Genomic DNA, 20,062 nt, shown 5'->3' on the forward strand with positions numbered 1-20,062 from the left:
CGTACGGCGAACCCTGGTTCGTCGTGCCACTCCACGATCTGCGGCCAGTCGGTCTCCCCGGCGGTGGGGGCGTCGGCGTGCAGGGCGGCGACGGCGGCCTGGGCCTGGTACTTGCCGTGCCGGTCACGGGCCGGCGCGCCCCGCAGGATCCCGATGCCCCGGCGATGGCGGCCGTGTCCCAGCGGCTCCGGTCTCCGGTCGGCGAGCGGAATCAGGAGGCCGCTGAACTCCTGGAGGTCGTCCCGGCCGCCGTCGCCGCGCTAGGTGAACGCGTGGAGCGGGCACCCGCGGAGACCAAGGCGACCGGACGGTCAGACCTCCGGGACCGTCGGGTCGATGCCGAGCGTGGGGGCGATGGTCCGCCAGATCGTCGACCGGGCCGTTACCAGGTCCACGCGCGGGTCGTCGAGCATCAGGCGGATGCCGAGGCCGTCGCACAGGGCCAAGACCAGGGTGCTGAGCGCGGTGACGTCGCAGTCGGCGAACTCCCCGCTCGCGACGCCCCGTTCCACGGCCCCGCCGACCCACGCGTGCAGCTGGTCGTACAGGTCGACGGCCAGATTCCGGGCCGTCGCATCGCGCTGGGCGCGCACCCACAGCTCCTGCCACAGCTTCCAGTCCTGGCGCAGCTCCGCGTCCGTCGGCAGCATGCTGCGCAGGATGCGGGCGAGGACGACGGCGGAGGGGACCGAGTCGGCCTCGGCTTCGGTGTCCTTGCCGGTCTGGGCGAAGGAATGCGTCATCGCCTCGGCGAAGAGGTTCTCCCGCGTGTCGAAGTGGTAGTGCAGCAGGGCCTTCGACACACCGGCGTGTTCGGCGACCTTGCGCATGCTGACGTTCTCGAAACCGATGTCGGCGATGACTTCGCACGCTGCCGTCAGGATGCGCTCACGCGTCTCGAGCGCGCGATCGGCCTTGGTCACGTTGGCTGCTCCCCGTGTCGGCGCCCGTGGACCGGGCGGGCGGGCCCGGTTGCCGTGGCCGCCACCCCGCCATTCTCCCGCATGGGGCCGCCGGGACCGGCGTAGGTGTGGAAGCCCCTGCCCGTCTTGCGGCCGAGCAGACCCGCGTCGACCATCCGGGCCAGCAGCGGCGGCGGGGCGTAAAGGGGCTCCCGGTACTCCGTGTACATCGACCGCGCGATGGCCTGCACCGTGTCCAGGCCGATGAGGTCGGCCAGGGCCAGCGGTCCCAGCGGGTGGGCGCAGCCCAGGGTCATGCCGCGGTCGATGTCCCCGGGTGACGCGGTGCCGCACTCGGCCATGCGTACCGCGGCCAGCAGGTACGGCACGAGGAGGGCGTTGACGACGAACCCGGCCCGGTCCTGGGCGCGGATGACCTGCTTGCCCAGAACTTCGGAGGCGAACCCGTGCACCCGTCGGACGGTCTCGTCGCCGGTGAGCAGGGACGGCACCAGCTCGACCAGGGGAAGTACCGGTACGGGGTTGAAGAAGTGGAGGCCGATGACCTGCTGCGGCCGCGAGGTGGCGGCGGCCAGCCGGATCACGGGGAGGGAGGAGGTGTTCGTCGCAAGCACGGCGTCGCGCCGCCGCACCGTCCGGTCGAGCACGGCGAAGACTGCCAGCTTGGTCCGCTCGTCCTCGGCCACCGCCTCGACGACGAGGTCCCGGTCCCCCATCCGGTCCATGTCCGTGATCACCGCGATCCGGCCGACGGCCATGTCCCGTTCGTCGGCGGTCAGCTTTCCGGACGCCGCTGCCCGTGCGAGGGAGCGGGTGATCCGCTCCCAGCCAGCGGCCGCGGCCGTGCGGGACGTCTCCACCACCACGACGTCCCGTCCGGCGCGAGCGCAGACCTCGGCGATCCCTGCGCCCATCAGCCCGCAGCCCACGATCCCGACCCGTTCCACATCGGTCATCGGCTCGCCCTTCCTTCCTCGGATGTGCGTACGGGGACGGCGGTGGTCCGGGCGGCTCCGCCCGGACCACCGGGCGGGGTCAGCCCGCGGACGGCATCCGCAGGACGCCCGTGCCGCGCTTGACCAATTCGCCCGCGATGATCAGGCGCTGGATCTCGGAGGTGCCCTCCCAGATCCGGTCGACGCGCAGCTCGCGGTAGAGCCGCTCGACCGGGTACGAGCGGTCGTAGCCGCGACCGCCGAAGATCTGCACGCACCGGTCGATGACCCGGCCCGCGGCCTCGCTCGCGGACAGCTTGGCGATGGCCGCCTTGGCGTGCAGCGTCTTGCGATCGACCAGGCCCTCGTCGACCTCCCAGGCGACCTGGTGCGTGTAGGCGCGGTTGACGGCGATGTCCACGACGCAGTCGGCGAGCATGCCCTGGATGAGCTGGAAGTCGGCGATGCGCGAGCCGAACTGACGGCGTTCGACGGCCCAGTCCCGGGCGAGCTCCAAGGCCCGCTCCGCCGCGCCGATCGTCCGGGCGGCGATCATCAGGCGCTCCTCGGTGAACCAGGAGCGGGTGATGTCGTAGCCCTGGCCCACCTCGCCGAGCACCGCGTCGTCGGGGACGTACACCTCGGTGAAGGTGAACTCGGGGTGCTCGTAGACGAAGGTGTGCATCCAGCGGGGCACGCGGGTCATCTCGATGCCCGGCGTGTCCTTGTCGACGAGGAACAGGGTCGGCGCGCGCTCCTCCCCGGCGGCGGCCAGCACGATCATGAAGTCGGCGTGGTCTCCGACGGTGACGAACCACTTCTCGCCGTTCAGCACCCAGCCGTCGGCGGTCCGGGTCGCCGTGGTCTTCAGGCTCTGCGGGTCCGATCCGGCCCCGGGCTCGGTCACCGCGTAGCAGTCCCGGCGCTGTCCCCGGATCACCGGGACGAGGTAGCGCTCGCGCTGCGCGGGGGTGCAGAAGGACAGGGCGTTGGCGGGACGCCACACCATGTCCCACAGCGCTCCGGTGAGCCGCCCGAGCTCGGCCTGGACCGTGACCTGCTCCAGGACGGTGAGGCCGGCGCCGCCCCACTCCGCCGGCATGTTGACGGCCTGCAGCCCGCTGTCCAGGACGGCGTCGCGGATCTCGGCGTGGGCCTGCGGGAGCAGGCCGTTGTTCTCCTCGCAGTCGAGCTCGTACTTCGTGATGAACTCGGTGAGTGCGCGCGCCGCGCTCCGGAGCTCTTCCTGACGGGCGGTGAGACGGAAGTCCATGTGGGTCTGTCCTCTGTCCTCTGGTCGTGGTGGGGAGCGGTGGGAGCGGTGTCAGGAGGTGGGCAGGGCGAGAGCCCGGGTGCCGCGCTTGATCAGCTCGTTGGCGATGATCAGGCGCTGGATCTCGGAGGTGCCCTCCCAGATCCGGTCGACGCGCAGCTCGCGGTACATGCGCTCGACCGGGTACGAGCGGTCGTAGCCGCGGCCGCCGAAGACCTGCACGCACCGGTCGATGACCCGCCCGGCGGCCTCGCTCGCCGCGAGCTTCGCCGTCGACGCCTTCGCGTGCAGCGTCTTGCGGTCGGTCTCCGGCCGGTCGGCCTCCCAGGCGACCTGGTGGGTGTAGGCGCGGTTGACGGCGATGTCCACGGCGCAGTCGGCGAGCATGCCCTGGATGAGCTGGAAGTCGGCGATGGGAGAGCCGAACTGACGGCGTTCGACGGCCCAGTCCCGGGCGAGCTCCAAGGCCCGCTCCGCCGCGCCGACCGTACGGGCGGCGATCATCAGCCGTTCGTCGGTGAACCATTCCTTGGTCAGCTCGTAGCCGTTGCCGACGCCGCCGAGCACGTCCTCGTCGGGGACGAAGACATCGGTGAAGGTGAACTCGGGGTGCCCGTTGACCGCGGAGTGCATGAACCGCGGGACCCGGGTCATCTCGACGCCCGGGGCCTGCTTGTCCACGAAGAACAGCGTCGCCGCCCGCTCGGGCCCGGCGTCGGCCTGTACCAGCAGGAAGTCCGCGATGTCCCCGCAGGTCACGAACCACTTCTCGCCGTTGAGCAGCCAGCCGCCGGCCGTGCGGGTCGCCGTACTGGTGCCCGAGCCGGGGTCGGAGCCCGCACCGGGCTCGGTCACGGCGAACGCGTCGAACCGCTCGCCCCGGATGACCGGCAGCAGGTACTTCTCGCGCTGCGCCGCGGTGCCGTGGGCGAGGACGTTCGCGGGCCGCCAGGGGATGTCCCAGAGGCAGTTGGTGACCTTGCCGAACTCCTCCTCGACGATGACCTGGTCCAGCAGGGACAGGCCCGCCCCGCCCCACTCGGTGGGCATGTTGATCGCGTAGACGCCGGCGTCCATGGCGGCGCGGGTCAGTTCGCGGACCGTGTCGGCGGGCAGTGGGCCGCCCGCCTCCTCGGACTGGTCCTCGTACCTCATCAGGAGCCGCGCGTAGGCGCCGGCACGGGCCTTGAGGTCGGCCTGCTCGCGTGTGTAGCGGAAGTCCATGTGTCCTCCGGGGCACAGATGGTGCGGACGGTTCGGGGTGGGCAGGGCGTTCAGGCCAGGACGGCGCGTGCATCCAGGGCGAGGGCGCCGTCCGGGCGGACCAGCAGCGGGTTGACCTCCAGCTCGGCGATCTCCGGGTGCGCGGCGGCGACGGCTGTGATGCGCTCGACGGCGGCGGCCGCGGCGGTCACGTCGACGGGCGGGCGGCCGCGTACGCCGTCCAGCAGCGCGGCGCTGCGCAGGCCGCGCAGCAGGGTCTCGGCCCGCCGGGCGGGTACGGGCGCGAGCGAGAAGGCGACGTCGCGGAGGGTTTCGGTGAGGATGCCGCCGAGTCCGACCATGGCCACCGGCCCGAACCGCGGGTCGCGGTGCACGCCCACGATCAGCTCGATGCCGTCCGTGAGGTCGGCCATCGCCTCGACCGAGTAGGCGGGAGCGCCGAGCCGGGCGCGCATCTCCCGGTACGCGGCGAGCAGCGCGGCCCGGTCGGCCAGGCGCAGCGCCACGCCACCGGCGTCGGACTTGTGCAGGACGTGCAGGGCCTTGAGCACGTACGGGCCGTCGAACCCGGCGGCCGCTGCGAGGAGCCCGGCCTCGTCGGTGATCTCCCTCGCCGCCGGGAACGGTACGCCGGCGGCGCCGAGCAGCGCCCGGACCCCGTGGTACCCCGGGTCCCGCAGCGGTGCGGCGGCGGGCGGCAGCGGCGGGACGGCGCCGCCGTGCGCCGCTGCCCGGCCCGTCATCGCCGCCAGTGCCCGGGCGGCGTCCTCGGTGGCGGCGAACACCGGGACCCCGGCTTCGGCGAGCACCCGGCAGCTCGGGGAGTGCGGGTACATCGACTGCACGACCAGCGGCTTCGGTACGGCTGCGAGGTGCGCGACGATCTCCTTGGCGGCCCGGGTCTCGCCTTCCGCAAGGACGGAGCCGCCTGCCGTGCCGCCGCCCAGGCCGCCTCCGGCGGCCGCGTAACCGCCGAAGTACCCGGTCATCAGGACGGAGTCGATCCCCTCGCCGGCCAGGAGTTCCCTGACCGTGTCGGCGTAGGAGAGGGGGCGCTGCTCCCCCATGCCCGCCAGGTCGACGGGGTTGCCGACCGAGGACTGCTCCCACAGTGCGCTCCGCAGTCTGTCCTGTAGCGGCGCTCCGAGTTCCGGTACCTCGAGCCCGGCGTCCTCGGCCGCGTCCGCCGCGACCGCGCCGTGGCCGCCGCCGTCGGTGAACACCGCGGTACGCCGGCCGGCCGTACGGGGCCCCGCGCTCAGGGCGGCCAGTACGACGGTCATCTCCCGCGGCGTGCGGACGAGTTCGACGCCCGCGTCGCGGCAGGCGGCGGCGACCACGTCGGCCGAGGTGGTGAGGGCGCCGGTGTGCGACTGGGCGCTGCGCGCGGAGGCGGTGCCCCGGCCGGCGGTGAGCAGCACCACCGGTTTGCCCGCCGCGGCGGCAGCCGTGGCGAAGGCCCGGCCGTCGCCGAAGTCCTCGGCATACACGGCGATGGCCGAGGTGGCTTCGTGGCGGGCGCAGTCCTCGACGAGGTCGACGAGGGTGACGTCGGCCTGGTTGCCGAGGGAGACGAAGCGGGAGAAGCCCATGCCGTGCGGCTCGAAGCGGAGCTGGAGTTCGAGGGCGAGGTTGCCGCTCTGGCTGAGCAGGGCGACATGGCCGGGGGCGAAGCGGTCCGAGGCGAGGTACAGCTCGGTGGTGTTGTCCGCGATGCCCAGGCAGTTGGGTCCTACGAGGACCGCTCCGGCGGCCCGTACCCGTTCGGCGACGGCCCGCTGCCGGGCCAGTCCTGCGGGGCCGGCCTCCGCGAAGCCCGCGGTGATGCCCACGATCGCCTTCGCGCCGCAGGCCAGGGCGTCGTCGACGGCGGCTTCGAAGCCGGCGCCGGGCACGGAGACCACCACCAGGTCGACGGATTCGCCGATCTCGGAGAGGGAGGTGGCGGCCGTCCGGCCGAGGACGGTGCCGCCGCGCCGGTTGACCAGGTGTACGGGCCGCCGGTCGGGGGCGCGCAATGCCTGGGAGGCCACCGCGTGGCCGTACTTCGCCGGGTCGTCGCTGGCGCCGACGACGGCGACGGAGCGGGGGTCGAAGAGGGCGCTCAGATCGCGGCGCATGTCAGCCCTCCAGCCGGAGGGCCGAGTTGGGGCAGCTGTCTGCGCAGGCTCGGGCGGTGTCCTCGGCGCCCTCGGGGACGTCGAGGGCGATGGGCTTCGCGTAGCCCCATTCGTCGAGTTCGACCAGGTCGGGTGCGTGTTCCTGGCACAGGCCGTAGCCCTGGCAGCGGGTGGAGTCCAGCAGGAGTTTCACGGCGTTCCTTTCAGCACGGGCTGCGCGAGTCGCGCGGGGGAAGTGGGCGTGGCCGCTGCCTGCGTGGGCACCCCGGTCCGGCCGGGAGGTCCGGCGACCTCCGGCACGGCCACCGTGAGTCGGCGGCGGCCGTCGGCGGGGGCGGCGGCCGAGCACAGGGGGCACGGCGCGGCGAGATGGGAACGGACCAGCCGGGGGAAGGAGCGGAGCAGGCTGCCCGCGATGGTTGCGGCGGCGTCGAGCAGTCCGCAGGCCCCGCGCCCGGGCAGGCCCTGTGACCAGCGGTGCAGGCTGTCGGCGGTGTCCGGGCCGGCGGTTCCGCCGGCGAGGGAGTGGAGGGCGTTGCCGACGGCTGCGGTGCCGGAGACGCAGACCCCGCACTGGCGTGCGCTCTCGGCCGCGAGGTGACCTGCCGCGTCGGCGGCGGTGGTCACCGGGCAGCAGCCGGCGGCGAGGAAGCGGATCGCCCCGCAGCCCAGCGAGGTGCCCGCGGCGGTGAGCGCGTCGGGTTCGAGGGGCAGGTCCAGGGCCGGGGCGTCGACGAGGCCGCCGAACAGCCCGCCCATCAAGGCTCCGGCCGCGTCGGGGGTACCGTGGCGCGCTGCCAGGGCGCGCAGCGGGATGCCGTACGGCACTTCCGTGAGCACTGGCGCGGCCGGGCCGCCGGACAGCGTCACCAGCGTGCGGCGGGCGATACCGCGCCGCAGGTCGGGCCGGGCGGCGGTGAGCGCGATCCGGGCCAGGGTCTCGACGTTGGAGACCAGGGTGGGGGCGCCGCCGACCCCCCGTTCGTACGGGCGGGGCGGCTTGGCGGTGGGCAGTGCCGGTCCGCCGTCGATCCTGCGGACCACCGCCGTCTCCTCGCCGGCGACGTAGGTGTGGCCGGTCTCGACGACCTCGACGGGCAGCGGCGGCGGGTGTTCGGCGAGCGCCCGGCGTACGCTCTCGCCCGCGGCCGGATCCGAGAGGTAGACGAAGCCGCGTACGGCGCCGGTGACCGCGGCGGCGCGGGCGAGGCCGTCGAGGACGAGGTGGGGGCGGGCCCGCAGCAGCCAGCGGTCCTTGGCCGAGCCGGGTTCGCCCTCCTCGCCGTTGGCGACGACGACGGGGGCGCCGCCGCGGTCGCGTACGGAGCGGAGTTTGACGGCGGCCGGGAATCCGGCCCCGCCGCGGCCGCGCAGCCCCGAGGCGGCGAGGTGGGCCAGCAGTTCGTCCGGGCCGGTTCTCCCGTCGTAGCCGCCGGTGGCACGGTAGGCGTCGGCGCTCTCCGAGGTGTCGGGCGCCGCCCCGAGGACGGTGCCGGGCTGCGCTGCCGGGAGTCGGATCGCGGTCATCGGCTGCCTCCTTTGCGGGTGGGGGTGCGCAGGGCGCGCAAGGTGTGTACGGCGCTTTCCAGCGCGGTGCGGTCGCCTGCGGTGTGGCTGTATCCCGGTCCCGGGAGGCCGATGAGCATGCGGTGGTGGTCGAGGACGACCTCGGCTGCGAGGAGCGCGGCGTCCGGGTCGCCCGGCCGGGTTCCGGCGGCGACGCCGGTCACCAGTTCGGTGACTTCGGAGAGGTAGCGGAGCCAGCTGTGCCGGCTGCCGCGCAGGATCAGGTACTCCACGCGGCGCTGCTCGGCGGCTGCCAGATCCTGTGGTCGGCCCGTGGTTCTGCCGTGCGAGGAGGCGCGCAGGGCGGCGACGGCAGCGGGGAGCTCCCGCTCGGGCTCGGGGGTGAGTCCGAGCCAGTCCAGACCGAGCCAGTCCAGACCGAGCCAGTACGGACGCCGACGACCGCTCATGCGTGCCTCCGGGAGGTGGGATGCCGCCGTTCTTCCCAGCGCCCGGCGGGAGCCGTGGGCGCGACGGGTGGTCCTGCGGCTCGCTGCGGCGGTCGCCGGGCGGCGGGGACGGGGAGTGCGGGCCCGACGGGGCGGGCGGGACCGCCCGGGCTGCGGCCGCGTCGTGAGCAGGACGGAAGCGGGAGCAGTGCCGGGACGGAGACAGGAAGCACGTTTGCTGACCGGTCGGTCAGGCAAGAATCACGCTAGCTGACCGATCGGTCAGTGAACAAGTCTTGACCCGGTGGAAATCAGCCAGCAATCTGACTGTCCAATCGGTCAGCCTGGTTCCGGCTTCCCGCCCCGCCCGCCTGTCCACCCCTGGGTCGCCTCGTCACCGAAGTCATCGAACGCCGACACCGATCGCCGCACGAGCGGCACGGAGGAGTCACCGATGCAGTCCAGAGCTCCCGAAACACCGGTCGGCCGTACGGGCCGATCCGACCCATCCGACCTCTCCGACCAGTCCGGCGGATCCGACCTCTCCGGCGGGTCCAGCCGGTCCGACCCCTCCGAGCGTTCCGGCCCGCCGGGCCGCACCGCCGGCCCGGAACGGTCGGCCCGCGATGCCGCCCGCGCGCAGACCGCCGACGCCCCGGGGCCCGCCCTCCCCGCGCGCTACTACACCGATCCCGCCACCGCCGCCGCCGAGACCCGGCACGTCTTCGCCAGGTCGTGGCAGCTCGTCTGCCACGAGTCCGACCTGCCGGGCCCGGGCGCCCGGCTCGCCGCCACCGTCGCGGACCGCGAGGTCCTGGTGGTCCGCACCGAGGACGGCGGCCTCGCCGCCCACCTCAACGTCTGCCGCCACCGCGGCACACGCCTGGTCACCACCCCCGAACCGGCCGGGAAGGCGATCCGCTGCCCCTACCACGGCTGGACGTACCGCCTGGACGGAACCCTTGTCGGCGCCCCCGAGGCGCGGCAGATCCCCTGCCTCGACAAGCCGAAGCTCGGGCTGTTCCCGGCCCGCGTCGAGTCCTTCCTCGGCTTCGTCTTCGTCAACCTCGACCTGGACGCCGTACCGCTGGCGAAGAGCTGCGCGGGCCTCACGGCGGCGGTCGGCCACTACGCCGACGCCGACCTGGTGCCCGTCGGCCGCGCCCGCATCCACGACCTGGCCGGCGCCGAAGTACAGGAAGCCAACTGGAAGGTGGCGGTCGACAACTACCTGGAGGGCTACCACGTCCCGGTGGCCCACCCCGGCCTGATGCGGCTGCTCGACTACCAGGGCTACACCTGCGACATCCAGGATTCCTACGCGCTGTTCGCCTCGCCGCTGCGCGAGAAGCCGTCCTCGAACTGGACCGAACGCCTCTACCAACGCATCGCCGCGCCCATGCCCGGGCTCGCCGAAGCGGACCGCCGGGTCTGGCGGTACGCGGTCGTCTACCCGAACACCCTCATCGACTTCTACCCCGATCACGTGCTGGCCTGGACCGCCATCCCGACGGCGGTCGACCGCGTGGCGGTGCCGGGCGCGTTCTACACCCGCCGCGGCACCGGGCTGCGCACCCGCCTGGCCCGGCGCCTGAACATCCACATCGGCTGGATCACCAACGACGAGGACGCCGAGCTGGTCGCCCGCGTGCAGAAGGGGCTCTCCACCCCTGGGTTCGAGCCCGGACCGCTGTCCCGCCGGGAGTCGGCGGTCGGCTGGTTCGCCGGCCGCATCCGGGCCGACATCGACGGCGCCGAAGCCGAAGCGTAGGCCGCTGCCGGCCGTACGCCACCGCACGAAGCCGTCCGCGCACGCGGCCGACCGTACGCCCCGCCACCCGCGCCCCCACGTCCACGCACGACCGGGCCCCGACGCACCGCTCGTTCCCGCCGTCCCCCCGCGGCCCTACGGAGAGGACCCCCATGTCCCCCGAGGCACTCCCCCCGACCAGACGCGCGTTCCTCCGCGCCGGAACCACCGCCGCCCTCGCCCTCACCGCCGCAGGCTGCGGATTCGCCTCCGCAGGCGACCCGGGCGGCAAGGCCACCGCCGGAGAACCCATCGACGTCGAGGTCGACGGCGACCTCGTCTACTTCAACTGGGCCGACTTCGTCGACCCCGCCGTCTTCGAAGGCTTCCAGAAGGAGTACGGCGTCAAGGTCGTACAGTCGAACTACGACTCCATGGAGGGCATGGCCGCCAAACTCAACGCCGGTAACCACTACGACATCATCTTCCCCACCGCGAAATGGGCGCAGCGCCTCGCCACCGCCGGCCGGCTGCGCACGATCGACCACTCCCGGCTGCGCAACGCCGATGCCGTGTACGGCGGTTACGACTACTTCAGCGACCCCTGGTACGACCCGCGCTCCGCGCACACCGTGCCCTTCACCATGTACAAGACGGGCATCGGCTGGCGCAGGGACCGGCTCGGCGATCTGACCGGCTCCTGGAACGACCTGTGGAACGACCAGGCCAAGGGCAAGGTCTTCGTCCTCGACGACCGCGACGAGGTCCTCGGCATGGGCGCACTCAAGCTCGGCCTCGGCCTCACGACGGGCGACCGGGGTGACCTCGCCCGCGTCACCGACACCCTGCGCTCGCTCCGCCCCCGGCTGCGCGGCTTCTCCAGCGACAGTTACAACAACCTGCTCAACGGCAATGCAGACATGACCCAGGCGTGGAGCGGTGACATGGCCGCCATGCTCGCCCAGGCCGAGGACCCGTCCGTCTTCGGCTTCGAAGTCGCCCGCGAGGGCGCGCCCGTCAACTCCGACTGCTACGCCATACCCGCCAACGCCCAGCACCCCGGCACCGCGATGCTCTTCATCGACTACATGCTCCGCCCGGAGAACGTGAAGAAGAACATCGAGTACATCGGCTATCCGATGCCGGTGCGCGGTTCCGAGGACACGTACGCCGCCCTCGTCGAGCCGTTCCCACAGTGCCTTGTGACCGCCGACGATCTCAAGGCCGACCTCTTCTTCCGCAACGGCGACGCGCGGGGCGAACAGGCCCGCGACGCCGCCTGGACCGACGTGAAGGCGGGCTGACGTGGCACAGGACAGCCCGCCCCGGGCCCCGCACCGAACTCCGCGCCGCACCCCGCCCCAGAACCCGGCCCCGGCCCGGCCCCACAGGCAGCCGCGGCTGTGGACCTGGCTCCTGCTCCCCGGCACCCTCTGGATGAGCGGCTTCCTCGTGGCCTCGCTCCTGCTGGTGGCCACCCTCGCGCTCGGCACCACCGATCCGCTCGGCAACCCGCGCTTCGGATTCAACTTCGACAACCTCGCCGCCCTGGCCGACTCGGCCTACAGCACGGTCCTGCTGCGCTCCCTCGGCTACGCGCTGATCACGTGCCTCGTCTGCCTGGCCGTCGCGTACCCGGTCGCCTACGTCATCGCACTGCACGGCGGACGCTTCAAGAACCTGCTGATCGCCGCGATCGTCGTCCCGTTCTTCGCCAACTACCTGGTGCGCATGTACGGCTGGTCCGTCGTCCTCTCCGACGACGGACCGCTGCTCAAGGCCCTGCGGGCGATCGGGATCGCCGACGGCGACACCAAGATCCTCCAGACCGGCGCCGGCGTCATCGCCGGACTCGTCTACGGCTTCGTCGTCTTCATGATCATCCCGTTGTACGCGGCGATGGAGCGCATGGACACCTCGCTCATCGAGGCCGGCCGCGACCTCTACGGCAGCCCACTTCGCACCTTCCTCTTCGTCACCGTCCCCGCCACCCGGCAGGGAGCGGCCGCCGGCTGCGTCCTGGTCTTCCTGCCCGCCATGGGCGACTTCGTCAGCGCCCAGCTCATGGGAGGACCCGACCAGATCATGATCGGCAACCTGATCCAGGACAAGTTCTTCCAGGGCCAGAACTGGCCGCTCGGATCGGCTCTGACCATGCTGCTGATGGCGGTCCTGTTCGTCGGGATGCTCGGCTACCTGCGGCGCACCCGCAAGGACGAGGCGGAGGCCGCCCGATGAGCACCGTGCAGCGCCGCCGGCGCGGCGCCGAGCGCAAGCCCCGCTTCGCCATCGCGGTCACCGCCGTCTTCTTCGCCCTCCTCTACCTCCCCGTCGGCGTCGTCGTCCTGTTCTCCTTCAACTCGCAGAAGTCCCTCACCGTCTTCCACGACTTCAGCCTCCGCTGGTACACGGAGTTCTTCCACGACCACGTGCTCCTCGACTCGCTCGGCATGAGCCTGCGGGTCTCCCTGGTCGCCATGGCCGGCTCGCTCGTCCTCGGCGTGGCCCTGGCCCTCGGCCTCGTACGGAGCCGCAGCCGCCTCGGCTCCTTCGCCGGCCTGATCATGCTCGTCCCGCTGATCACGCCGGAGATCGTCACGGGCGTCGCCGCGATGCTCCTCTTCAAGGGCCTCGGCATCACCCTGTCCACCACCACCGTGATGCTCGCCGAGATCACCTTCTCCATCTCCTACGTGACGGTCATCCTCCGCTCCCGGATCGCCGCCCTCAACTCCGAGGTCGAAGAGGCCGCGATGGACCTCGGCGCCACCCGCCGGCAGGCGCTGCGGCTGGTCACCCTGCCCGCGCTGCTCCCCAGCATCCTCGCCTCGGCGGTGCTGATCTTCGCCCTCGTCTTCGACGACTTCGTCCTCGCCTACTTCACCACCGGCGTCGACCCGCAGCCGCTGTCCGTACGCATCTACTCGGCGATCAGGTTCGGCGTGCAGCCCACCATCAACGCCGTCGGCACCCTGATGCTGGCCGGATCCATCGGCCTCATCGTCCTCGCACTCGCCATCCCCCGCCTGTTCGGGCGGCGCGGCGGCCTCGACCTGCTCTCCGGGAAGTGACAGTCATGCACCCCACCCCCGTGTTCCCGAGCCCCGCCGTCCGGCTCGACCACGTCACCAAGCAGTACCCCGCCACCGACACGTACGCCGTACACGACGTCGTACTCGACATCGCCCAGGGCGAGTTCTTCTCCCTCCTCGGCCCTTCCGGCTGCGGCAAGACCACCCTGCTGCGCATGATCGGCGGCTTCGCCGACCCCAGCGCGGGCAGCGTCCTGCTCGACGGCCAGGACGTGACCGGCCTGCCGCCCCACAAGCGCAACGTCAACACCGTCTTCCAGAGCTACGCCCTCTTCGATCACCTCTCGCTCGCGGACAACGTGGCCTTCGGCCTCAAACGCAAGGGCGTCGGCCGCGCCGAGATCCGCACACGGGTCACCGACATGCTCGACCTCGTACAGCTCGGACACCTGGCGGCGCGCAAGCCGGCCACGCTCTCCGGCGGCCAGAAACAACGCGTCGCGCTCGCCCGAGCCCTGGTCAACCGGCCCCAAGTGCTGCTGCTGGACGAGCCGCTGGCCGCACTCGACCTCAAACTCCGCCGCCGCATGCAGGTCGAGCTCAAGCAGATCCAGCGCGAGGTCGACATCACCTTCGTCTTCGTCACGCACGACCAGGACGAGGCGCTGACCATGTCGGACCGCCTCGCCGTCATGAACGACGGCCGCGTCGAGCAGTGCGGAACGCCGGAGGACGTCTACGAGCGCCCCACGAGCCGCTTCACCGCCTCCTTCATGGGCACCTCCAACCTCGTCCCCGGCACCTACCGCTCCGGCCGGGTCGTCCTCGACGACGGGCCCGAACTGCCCGTCGGCCTCCGGCCGGGCGTGGCGGAGGGCAGCAGGGTCAACGTGTCGATCCGCCCCGAGAAGATCTGGCTGTCCGACCTGGAACCGGACATGGCCCGCGTCAGCGGGGTCGTCCGGGAGACCGTCTACTGCGGCCCCACCACCACCTACCTCATCGAGCTGGCCCCCGGCGTCACGGTGTCCGTACTCGAACAGAACACCGTCCGCTCCCGCATGGAGGACCGCTGGAGCGGCGGCGAGAGCGTCGAGGTCGGCTGGAAGCCCGAACACTGCCTGGTCCTGGACTGACGGAGCTCCGACCGAAGGAACACCCCATGAACCACGATGTCATCGTGCTCGGCGCCGGCCTGGCCGGCCTCGCCGCAGCACGCGACCTCGCCGCCGGCGGAGCCGACGTCCTCGTCGTCGAGGCCCGGGACCGGGTCGGCGGCCGCGTCGAACAGACCCGGCTCCCCGACGGCCGCCTCGTCCAGCTCGGCGGAGAGGTCGTCGGCCGCGCCCACACCGCCTACACCGCGCTCGTCGCGGAGCTCGGCCTCACCCTCACCCCCAGCTACGTCGCCGAGCCGGGCGCCCTCACCCGCGCCACCCCGGAAGGGGTCCACGCCGGCGACCCGCCCCACTGGTTCGGCTCCGGCGACGACGCCTGCCACCAGAAGGTCACCGCCGCCTTCTGCGCACTCGCCGGGTCCGTCGACCCGCGCGACCCCTGGGCCCACCCCGACGCCACGGCCCTCGACCGGCTCTCCGTCGGCGACTGGCTGCGCGCCCAGGGGGCGACCCCGCCCGTCGTACGCCTGTGGGAGATCGGCCAACTCGCCCTCGCCGACGGCTCCTGGGAACGTACCTCCCTGCTCGCCGCACTGCGCAAACACGCCGCCGTACCCGGCTCCGGCCAGTACGACTACGAGGCGTGGGAGGGCCTGCGGGTGGCCGAGGGCTCCGCGACGGTGGCCCTGCGCATGGCCGCCGGCCTCGGCGGCCGCATACGTACCGGCGCGCCGGTGGAGGCCGTCGCGGTACGCCGGCCCGGCCGCTGCACCGTACTGCTCGCCGGGGGCGAGACCCTCACGGCCGGCGCCGTCGTCAGCGCCCTGCCCGTCGGCCCGCTCCGCTCGGTCGCCGTCACCGGTGTCTCCGAGGAGCGGCTCGCCTCCCTGCACCGCCAGCGCCAGGCGCTCGCCGCGAAGTTCGTCGCCGCCTACGACCGGCCGTTCTGGCGGGACCGCGGCCGCAGCGGGCTCTCCGAATGCGAGGGGCTCCTCGGCAGCACCTGGCCGCAGAGCGACGGCATCCTCTCCGCCCTCGTACCGCCCGAGAGGCTCGCCGTCCTGCTCGGCGCCCCCGCCCAGCTGCGGACCCGTGAACTGCTGGACGACATCGCCCGCCTCTACGGCGACGAGGCGTACCTGCCGATCGCCTCCTACGTGCGGATGTGGGGCACCGACCCGTGGACCCAGGGGTACGTCACCCAGTGGACCCCCGGCGACGTCACGGCCGTCGGCCCCCTCCACGGCACCCACGAACCGCCCTTCTACGTCTGCGGCTCCGACCAGTGGGTCGCCGGCTACATGGAGGGCGCCGTACGCACCGGGCGCGACGCGGCCGAGGAGGCGCTGCGCCGTGGCTGACACCGACACCGTGCTCAACCACATCGCGGGCGCGGACCGGCCCGCCGCCTCGGGCGAGACGATGGAGCTGGTCGACCCGGCCACCGGGCGGGTCCACCGCCACGCCCCGCGCTCCGGCCGGGCCGACACGGACGCCGCCTGCGAGGCCGCCGCCGCGGCGTACGGGCACTGGTCCACGACCACTCCGGCCGCCCGGCAGCGCGCCCTGCTCGCCGTCGCCGACGCCATCGAGGAGCACGCGGAGGCCCTGGTGGCGGCCGAGACCGGCGACACCGGCAAACCGGCCCGCCTGTTCAGGGACGACGAACTGCCCGCGATCGTCGACTCCGTACGCTTCTTCGCCGGCGCCGCGCGTAACCTGCCGGGCTCGGCTGCCGCCGAGTACACCGAAGGCCGCACCTCCCTGCTGCGCCGTGAACCGGTCGGAGTCTGCGCCCAGATCACCCCGTGGAACTACCCGCTGATGATGGCCGTGTGGAAGATCGCCCCGGCGATCGCCGCAGGCAACACGACCGTGCTCAAGCCCGCCGACACCACCCCCTCCTCGGCCGCGCTCCTGGCCCGGATCGCGGCGGTGCACCTGCCGCCCGGCGTGCTCAACGTGGTCTGCGGCGACCGCGACACCGGCCGCGCGCTCACCGCCCAACGCGACGTCGCCCTCGTCGCGGTCACCGGCAGCGTGCGGGCCGGCCGGGAGATCGCGGCCGCCGCGGCCGCCGGCCTCAAACGCGTTCACCTGGAACTCGGCGGCAACGCCCCGGTCCTCGTGCACGACGACGTGGACGTAGAGGAGACCGCCGCCGCCCTCGCCGCGGTCGCCTTTTACAACGCGGGCCAGGACTGCACCGCCCCCACCCGGCTCCTGGTCCACCACCGGGTCCACGACGCGTTCCTCAGCGCCTTCGCGGCCGAGGCGGGCAGGCTGCGCACCGGCGGCCCGGAGACGCCGGACGCCGACTTCGGACCCCTCAACAACGCCGCCCAGCTCGCGTCGGTGCAGGGCCTGCTCGGCAGGCTGCCGGACCGCGCCCGGATCGTCGCCGGTGGCCGCCGATTGCCACGGGCCGGCTTCTTCCACGAGCCGACCGTCGTCGCGGGGGTGCGACAGGACGACGAGATGGTGCAGGAGGAGATCTTCGGGCCCGTCGTGACCGTGCAGTCCTTCGCGGACGAGGCGGAGGCGCTGCACCTGGCGAACGACGTCCGCTACGGTCTCGCCGCCAGTGTGTGGACCGCGGACCACGACCGCGCGATGCGCGCGACCCGCGCCCTGCACACAGGCATCGTCTGGGTGAACACGCACGGCACGACGGTCTCCGAGATGCCCCACGGCGGCGTCAAGCACTCGGGCTACGGCAGCGACCTCTCACTGGCGGGCCTCTTGGACTACACCCAGGTCAAACACGTCATGCTGTGACCCGTTGGCCGCCGTCCCCGGCCGTCCACCGCGTGCGCGAGCGGTACCACGCCGGTTCAGGCCCCGGCGAACAGCGGGGTGGGCAAACCTCGCGGATGAAGTCGAGGACCCCTTGGTCAGCACGGTGCCCGCCTCGGAGGGTCGCTGCAGGCGCCGCAGGTCGGTCTCCACCCCAGCGTTGCCGTCGTCGAAGGAAGAGGGGTTGACCTGCTCGTTCACGCCCATGATGTGGCCGATGACCCGCCAGATGTGAAAGAAGGCGTCCCGGTCCTTGGCAGGGATTTCAACGCCGATCTTCGCCAGCCCGTGGGGATGATGACGGAGAAGCTCATCAAGGTCGCGGCCAGGTCTTCCTGGTTGACGGGGACTCCCATGAGGTCCCACTCCTCTTTGCGGGCAAGTTGGTAGCGCACCGTGGCGCGCAAGAGCCGGATCTTCTGCGCGGAGCGCACCCCGCGCGCTCCCGGCCTCAGGCTGGCGGGCCCAGGACGTCAACCACGAACTGCGCGGTCTCCATCAGCAGGCGGAAGACGCCCTGGGCCAGGCGAGTGGAGCGGTGAACAGGAGGCCCTCCAGTACACCGACGCCTGAGGCCACGCTCGCAATTGCCCGACGCCTGCTCCTCCACCCGCGCAACGCTGCCGGGCAGGCGGCGTCTGCCCATGGGAGGCGCAGCCTCTGGCCGGGGGTTGGTCAGTCGCGGCTGCCCAGGTCCAGGCGGTCTGCGAGGCCGGCTGCGGTGAAGGCCGCGATCAGCTGGTCACGGCCTTCGGTGAAGTGGGCCCAGCTGTCGTAGTGGACGGGGACGACCCGCCGGACGCCCAGGATCTCGGCGGCTTCGGCGGCCTGGGCGCTGTCCAGGACGACCGGTTCGCCGTTGAAGAGGACGGGGAAGCGGGGAGCGCCGGCGAAGAGGATGGCGGTGTCTATGGGGGCGAAGCGTGCGGCGATCTCCTTGACCAGCTCGAGGGAGGCGTTGTCGCCGCTGACGTAGACGGTGGGCAGTCCTTCGCCGGTCAGGACGAAGCCGACGACCTGCCCGGCGATCGGCTCGATCTCCTCGCGCGGTCCGGGGCCGTGGATGGCGGGCACGCCGGTGACGGTGACGGTGCCGCCACCGGGGCGGTCCAGCTCGATGGACTCCCAGTCGGCCAGGCCCCTTGCGTTGGCTCCCAGGCGCTGTCCGCCGCCGGGGGTGGTGAGGGTGAGGGGGACGTCGGCGAGCAGGGCCCGGCCGGAGGTGTCGAGGTTGTCGGCGTGCTCGTCGTGGGAGAGCAGGACCGCGTCGATGCGGCCCAGGTCATCGGGGGTGCCGGCGGAGGGTGCGGTCTTGACCAGGAGCGGGGCTCCCGGCCTCCGGTAGTCACCGGGAGCGTCGAAGGTCGGGTCGGTCAGGAACCGCAGACCGCCGTACTCGAAGAGGGCGGTAGGGCCTCCGAAGACTCGGACGGAGAACTGTTCGGGCGTGGCGCTGGTGGCAGTCACGAAACATGCACCTCACGGATAGATGATGGATTATCCGTGAGCCACCGTAGGCGGTTCTCACGGATGAATGCAAGCCTTAACGTGAGCATCATGGAAAAGGCGGGGTTGTACCATGAGGTCATGGACGAGATCGCGACCGCCGAACCGCCCCCCGCGCCGGGAGCCGAGCAGTACCCCGCCCTCGACCTCGCCAACAGCGCCGTCACCCTGCCCGGCGGGCACTGCATCGATTTCCTCGCCACCCCCGGCGCCGCCGAACAGTGGCTCGTCGACCGGGGCCTCGCCCCCGCCGACACCGGCCTGATCGAGACGTGCGCCAGCCGGCTGCGCTCCCTGCGCGAACAGATCCGCGCCCTGCTTGCCGCCCATGCCACCGGGCTGCCCGCCCCTGCCGCCGCGCTGACCGCCGTCAACGACGCGCTCACCCGAGCCCCCGCTGCCTCCCTGCTCCACTGGGACCCGGACCGCGGCCTGTACCGCGAGGCAGCCCACCCGGTCACCCAGATCGTCGAGCACGCCCTCGCCGTCCTCGCGGCCAACGCGGCCGACCTGCTCACCGGACCCGACGCCGAGCGCCTCACCGCGTGCCGCTCCACCCCCTGCAGCCGCTACCTCCTGCGCCACGGCCGCCGCCACTGGTGCTCCACCCGCTGCGGCGACCGCGCCCGCGCGGCCCGCGCCTACGCCCGCCGCACCCAGACCACAACGGACTGAGCCGCGCCCGCGACCACACCCGCGGCATCTGGGCCGTTGTAGTGGTGTGAGCGATCTGGTGGGGGCCGCGCGGCGTCTGTCGCCGTTGGCGCAGGAAGCGTTGCGGCTGCGGGCGGTGGCCGCGCTGGTGGAGGGCCGGGACCGGCAGGAGGTCGCGGCGGTGTTCAAGGCCTCGCCGAAGGCGGTGGCCGGCTGGTGGGCGAAGTGGCAGGCCGGGGGACGTGAGGCAGCCCTGACCGCTCGCCCGCGGGGCAAACGGGTGGGTGATCACGCACACCATGGGTGGCGAGGTGTTCGTGGAAGGCAGTCCGACTGCGCGCCGGTGGCGACGCTGGCAGGATCCGGGGTACTCCGGGCGGCGGTGGCCCGGTCCATGGCAGCGGCGAAGCCTGCATCCCGGCAGCGGCGCTGATAGACCTTCACGGAAGTGATGCCGACCTCCGCCGCGGCCTTCGCTCGAGGAACGCACGGCGGCGCTCTGGTGTGAAGCGGGAGGGGCGGCGCTCCGCGTGCCGGGCGGTCACGGCGGCCACCGCGGCGTACGCCGACTGCTCGCTGCGCCAGGTGTTGGCCTGTCCGGAGCCGTCGAAGAGCATCTGGGAGGCCAGGCTGGGCGAGGCGCCCAGGGCCAGCAGTCGCACGTAGTCCGCGCGGCCGACGATGCCCACCGCCTCGGCCTCGCCTGCCGCCACGGCTACCCGTACCGCCACTCGGGTGGTGCGGCATCCTGGGGGCTGTGGCCGGGATGCGAGGTG

The 20,062-nt window shown here is 72.7% G+C and carries 19 protein-coding genes and 1 pseudogene; 9 read left to right on the forward strand and 11 right to left on the reverse strand.

From position 1 onward, the window contains the following. Positions 1-10 precede the first annotated feature (10 nt). The 9 genes and pseudogenes from ACZ5WG_RS34530 to ACZ5WG_RS34570 form a co-directional block, all read right to left on the reverse strand. A pseudogene (locus ACZ5WG_RS34530) lies at positions 11-221 on the reverse strand (RNA polymerase subunit sigma-24); the annotation flags it as partial. A 90-nt stretch (positions 222-311) separates the two neighbouring features. Beyond that, positions 312-923 (reverse strand): TetR/AcrR family transcriptional regulator, encoded by a 612-nt coding sequence (locus ACZ5WG_RS34535; RefSeq protein ID WP_468728399.1) that lies wholly within the window; start codon positions 921-923, stop codon positions 312-314. After that, on the reverse strand, positions 920-1,879 hold the full coding sequence (locus tag ACZ5WG_RS34540; RefSeq protein ID WP_468728401.1) for a 3-hydroxybutyryl-CoA dehydrogenase: 960 nt from the start codon (positions 1,877-1,879) through the stop codon (positions 920-922). The genes ACZ5WG_RS34535 and ACZ5WG_RS34540 overlap by 4 nt, the downstream gene beginning before the upstream one ends. Positions 1,880-1,958: 79 nt before the next feature. Beyond that, a complete protein-coding gene (locus tag ACZ5WG_RS34545) occupies positions 1,959-3,131 on the reverse strand; it encodes an acyl-CoA dehydrogenase family protein (protein ID WP_468728402.1) in 1,173 nt (390 codons plus the stop codon). A gap of 51 nt (positions 3,132-3,182) precedes the next feature. After that, complete coding sequence (locus ACZ5WG_RS34550; RefSeq protein WP_468728404.1) at positions 3,183-4,355, reverse strand: acyl-CoA dehydrogenase family protein; 1,173 nt, start codon at positions 4,353-4,355, stop codon at positions 3,183-3,185. 50 nt (positions 4,356-4,405) lie between these two features. After that, positions 4,406-6,475 carry an acetate--CoA ligase family protein gene (locus tag ACZ5WG_RS34555; RefSeq protein ID WP_468728405.1) on the reverse strand — a complete coding sequence of 690 codons (2,070 nt, stop codon included), beginning with the start codon at positions 6,473-6,475 and terminating at the stop codon, positions 4,406-4,408. A gap of 1 nt (position 6,476) precedes the next feature. Beyond that, entirely contained in the window at positions 6,477-6,668 is a 192-nt protein-coding gene (locus tag ACZ5WG_RS34560; RefSeq protein ID WP_383512423.1) for a ferredoxin, read from the reverse strand. Continuing rightward, the gene (locus ACZ5WG_RS34565) at positions 6,665-8,002 is read right to left on the reverse strand and encodes an NADH-ubiquinone oxidoreductase-F iron-sulfur binding region domain-containing protein (protein ID WP_468728407.1); all 1,338 of its coding nucleotides are present in this window, start codon (positions 8,000-8,002) and stop codon (positions 6,665-6,667) included. The genes ACZ5WG_RS34560 and ACZ5WG_RS34565 overlap by 4 nt, the downstream gene beginning before the upstream one ends. After that, the gene (locus ACZ5WG_RS34570; RefSeq protein ID WP_468728408.1) at positions 7,999-8,451 is read right to left on the reverse strand and encodes a hypothetical protein; all 453 of its coding nucleotides are present in this window, start codon (positions 8,449-8,451) and stop codon (positions 7,999-8,001) included. Before ACZ5WG_RS34570 ends, ACZ5WG_RS34565 begins: the two co-directional genes overlap by 4 nt. Positions 8,452-8,884: 433 nt before the next feature. Here ACZ5WG_RS34570 and ACZ5WG_RS34575 point away from each other — a divergent pair, with 433 nt between their 5' ends. The 7 genes from ACZ5WG_RS34575 to ACZ5WG_RS34605 all read left to right on the forward strand — a co-directional run bounded on the left by ACZ5WG_RS34575 (position 8,885) and on the right by ACZ5WG_RS34605 (position 17,108). After that, a complete protein-coding gene (locus ACZ5WG_RS34575; RefSeq protein ID WP_468728410.1) occupies positions 8,885-10,201 on the forward strand; it encodes an aromatic ring-hydroxylating oxygenase subunit alpha in 1,317 nt (438 codons plus the stop codon). Positions 10,202-10,353: 152 nt separating this feature from the next. Continuing rightward, positions 10,354-11,484: a polyamine ABC transporter substrate-binding protein gene (locus ACZ5WG_RS34580; RefSeq protein WP_468728412.1), complete on the forward strand. Its 1,131-nt coding sequence runs from the start codon at positions 10,354-10,356 to the stop codon at positions 11,482-11,484. A gap of 1 nt (position 11,485) precedes the next feature. Continuing rightward, the gene (locus tag ACZ5WG_RS34585; RefSeq protein ID WP_468728414.1) at positions 11,486-12,418 is read left to right on the forward strand and encodes an ABC transporter permease; all 933 of its coding nucleotides are present in this window, start codon (positions 11,486-11,488) and stop codon (positions 12,416-12,418) included. Continuing rightward, complete coding sequence (locus tag ACZ5WG_RS34590) at positions 12,415-13,251, forward strand: ABC transporter permease (RefSeq protein ID WP_468728416.1); 837 nt, start codon at positions 12,415-12,417, stop codon at positions 13,249-13,251. The genes ACZ5WG_RS34585 and ACZ5WG_RS34590 overlap by 4 nt, the downstream gene beginning before the upstream one ends. 5 nt (positions 13,252-13,256) lie before the next feature. Further along, positions 13,257-14,348 carry an ABC transporter ATP-binding protein gene (locus tag ACZ5WG_RS34595; protein ID WP_468728417.1) on the forward strand — a complete coding sequence of 364 codons (1,092 nt, stop codon included), beginning with the start codon at positions 13,257-13,259 and terminating at the stop codon, positions 14,346-14,348. Positions 14,349-14,374: 26 nt separating this feature from the next. Then, entirely contained in the window at positions 14,375-15,691 is a 1,317-nt protein-coding gene (locus ACZ5WG_RS34600) for a flavin monoamine oxidase family protein (RefSeq protein WP_468728419.1), read from the forward strand. Further along, a complete protein-coding gene (locus ACZ5WG_RS34605) occupies positions 15,684-17,108 on the forward strand; it encodes an aminobutyraldehyde dehydrogenase (protein ID WP_468728421.1) in 1,425 nt (474 codons plus the stop codon). Before ACZ5WG_RS34600 ends, ACZ5WG_RS34605 begins: the two co-directional genes overlap by 8 nt. 693 nt (positions 17,109-17,801) lie before the next feature. Here the strand turns inward: ACZ5WG_RS34605 and ACZ5WG_RS34610 are convergent. Further along, the gene (locus ACZ5WG_RS34610; RefSeq protein ID WP_468728423.1) at positions 17,802-18,593 is read right to left on the reverse strand and encodes an MBL fold metallo-hydrolase; all 792 of its coding nucleotides are present in this window, start codon (positions 18,591-18,593) and stop codon (positions 17,802-17,804) included. 120 nt (positions 18,594-18,713) lie between these two features. On the opposite strand from ACZ5WG_RS34610, the gene ACZ5WG_RS34615 reads away from it, so the two are divergent. After that, positions 18,714-19,307, forward strand: coding sequence for a CGNR zinc finger domain-containing protein (locus ACZ5WG_RS34615; protein WP_468728424.1), 594 nt, complete (start codon positions 18,714-18,716; stop codon positions 19,305-19,307). Positions 19,308-19,353: 46 nt separating this feature from the next. After that, on the forward strand, positions 19,354-19,719 hold the full coding sequence (locus tag ACZ5WG_RS34620) for a helix-turn-helix domain-containing protein (RefSeq protein ID WP_468728426.1): 366 nt from the start codon (positions 19,354-19,356) through the stop codon (positions 19,717-19,719). 7 nt (positions 19,720-19,726) lie between these two features. On the opposite strand, the gene ACZ5WG_RS34625 is transcribed toward ACZ5WG_RS34620, so the two are convergent. After that, a complete protein-coding gene (locus ACZ5WG_RS34625) occupies positions 19,727-20,017 on the reverse strand; it encodes a hypothetical protein (protein ID WP_468728428.1) in 291 nt (96 codons plus the stop codon). Positions 20,018-20,062: the final 45 nt, after the last annotated feature.

It is taken from the genome of Streptomyces sp. NPDC032745 (assembly GCF_055579465.1).

Bases quoted from the DNA above. Each gene is read 5' to 3' on its own strand.
- ACZ5WG_RS34600 (WP_468728419.1), top strand. From the start codon at position 14,375: ATGAACCACGATGTCATCGTGCTCGGCGCCGGCCTGGCCGGCCTCGCC.
- ACZ5WG_RS34545 (WP_468728402.1), bottom strand. From the start codon at position 3,131: ATGGACTTCCGTCTCACCGCCCGTCAGGAAGAGCTCCGGAGCGCGGCG.
- ACZ5WG_RS34595 (WP_468728417.1), top strand. From the start codon at position 13,257: ATGCACCCCACCCCCGTGTTCCCGAGCCCCGCCGTCCGGCTCGACCAC.
- ACZ5WG_RS34555 (WP_468728405.1), bottom strand. From the start codon at position 6,475: ATGCGCCGCGATCTGAGCGCCCTCTTCGACCCCCGCTCCGTCGCCGTC.
- ACZ5WG_RS34580 (WP_468728412.1), top strand. From the start codon at position 10,354: ATGTCCCCCGAGGCACTCCCCCCGACCAGACGCGCGTTCCTCCGCGCC.
- ACZ5WG_RS34570 (WP_468728408.1), bottom strand. From the start codon at position 8,451: ATGAGCGGTCGTCGGCGTCCGTACTGGCTCGGTCTGGACTGGCTCGGT.
- ACZ5WG_RS34565 (WP_468728407.1), bottom strand. From the start codon at position 8,002: ATGACCGCGATCCGACTCCCGGCAGCGCAGCCCGGCACCGTCCTCGGG.
- ACZ5WG_RS34540 (WP_468728401.1), bottom strand. From the start codon at position 1,879: ATGACCGATGTGGAACGGGTCGGGATCGTGGGCTGCGGGCTGATGGGC.
- ACZ5WG_RS34550 (WP_468728404.1), bottom strand. From the start codon at position 4,355: ATGGACTTCCGCTACACACGCGAGCAGGCCGACCTCAAGGCCCGTGCC.
- ACZ5WG_RS34590 (WP_468728416.1), top strand. From the start codon at position 12,415: ATGAGCACCGTGCAGCGCCGCCGGCGCGGCGCCGAGCGCAAGCCCCGC.
- ACZ5WG_RS34575 (WP_468728410.1), top strand. From the start codon at position 8,885: ATGCAGTCCAGAGCTCCCGAAACACCGGTCGGCCGTACGGGCCGATCC.
- ACZ5WG_RS34615 (WP_468728424.1), top strand. From the start codon at position 18,714: ATGGACGAGATCGCGACCGCCGAACCGCCCCCCGCGCCGGGAGCCGAG.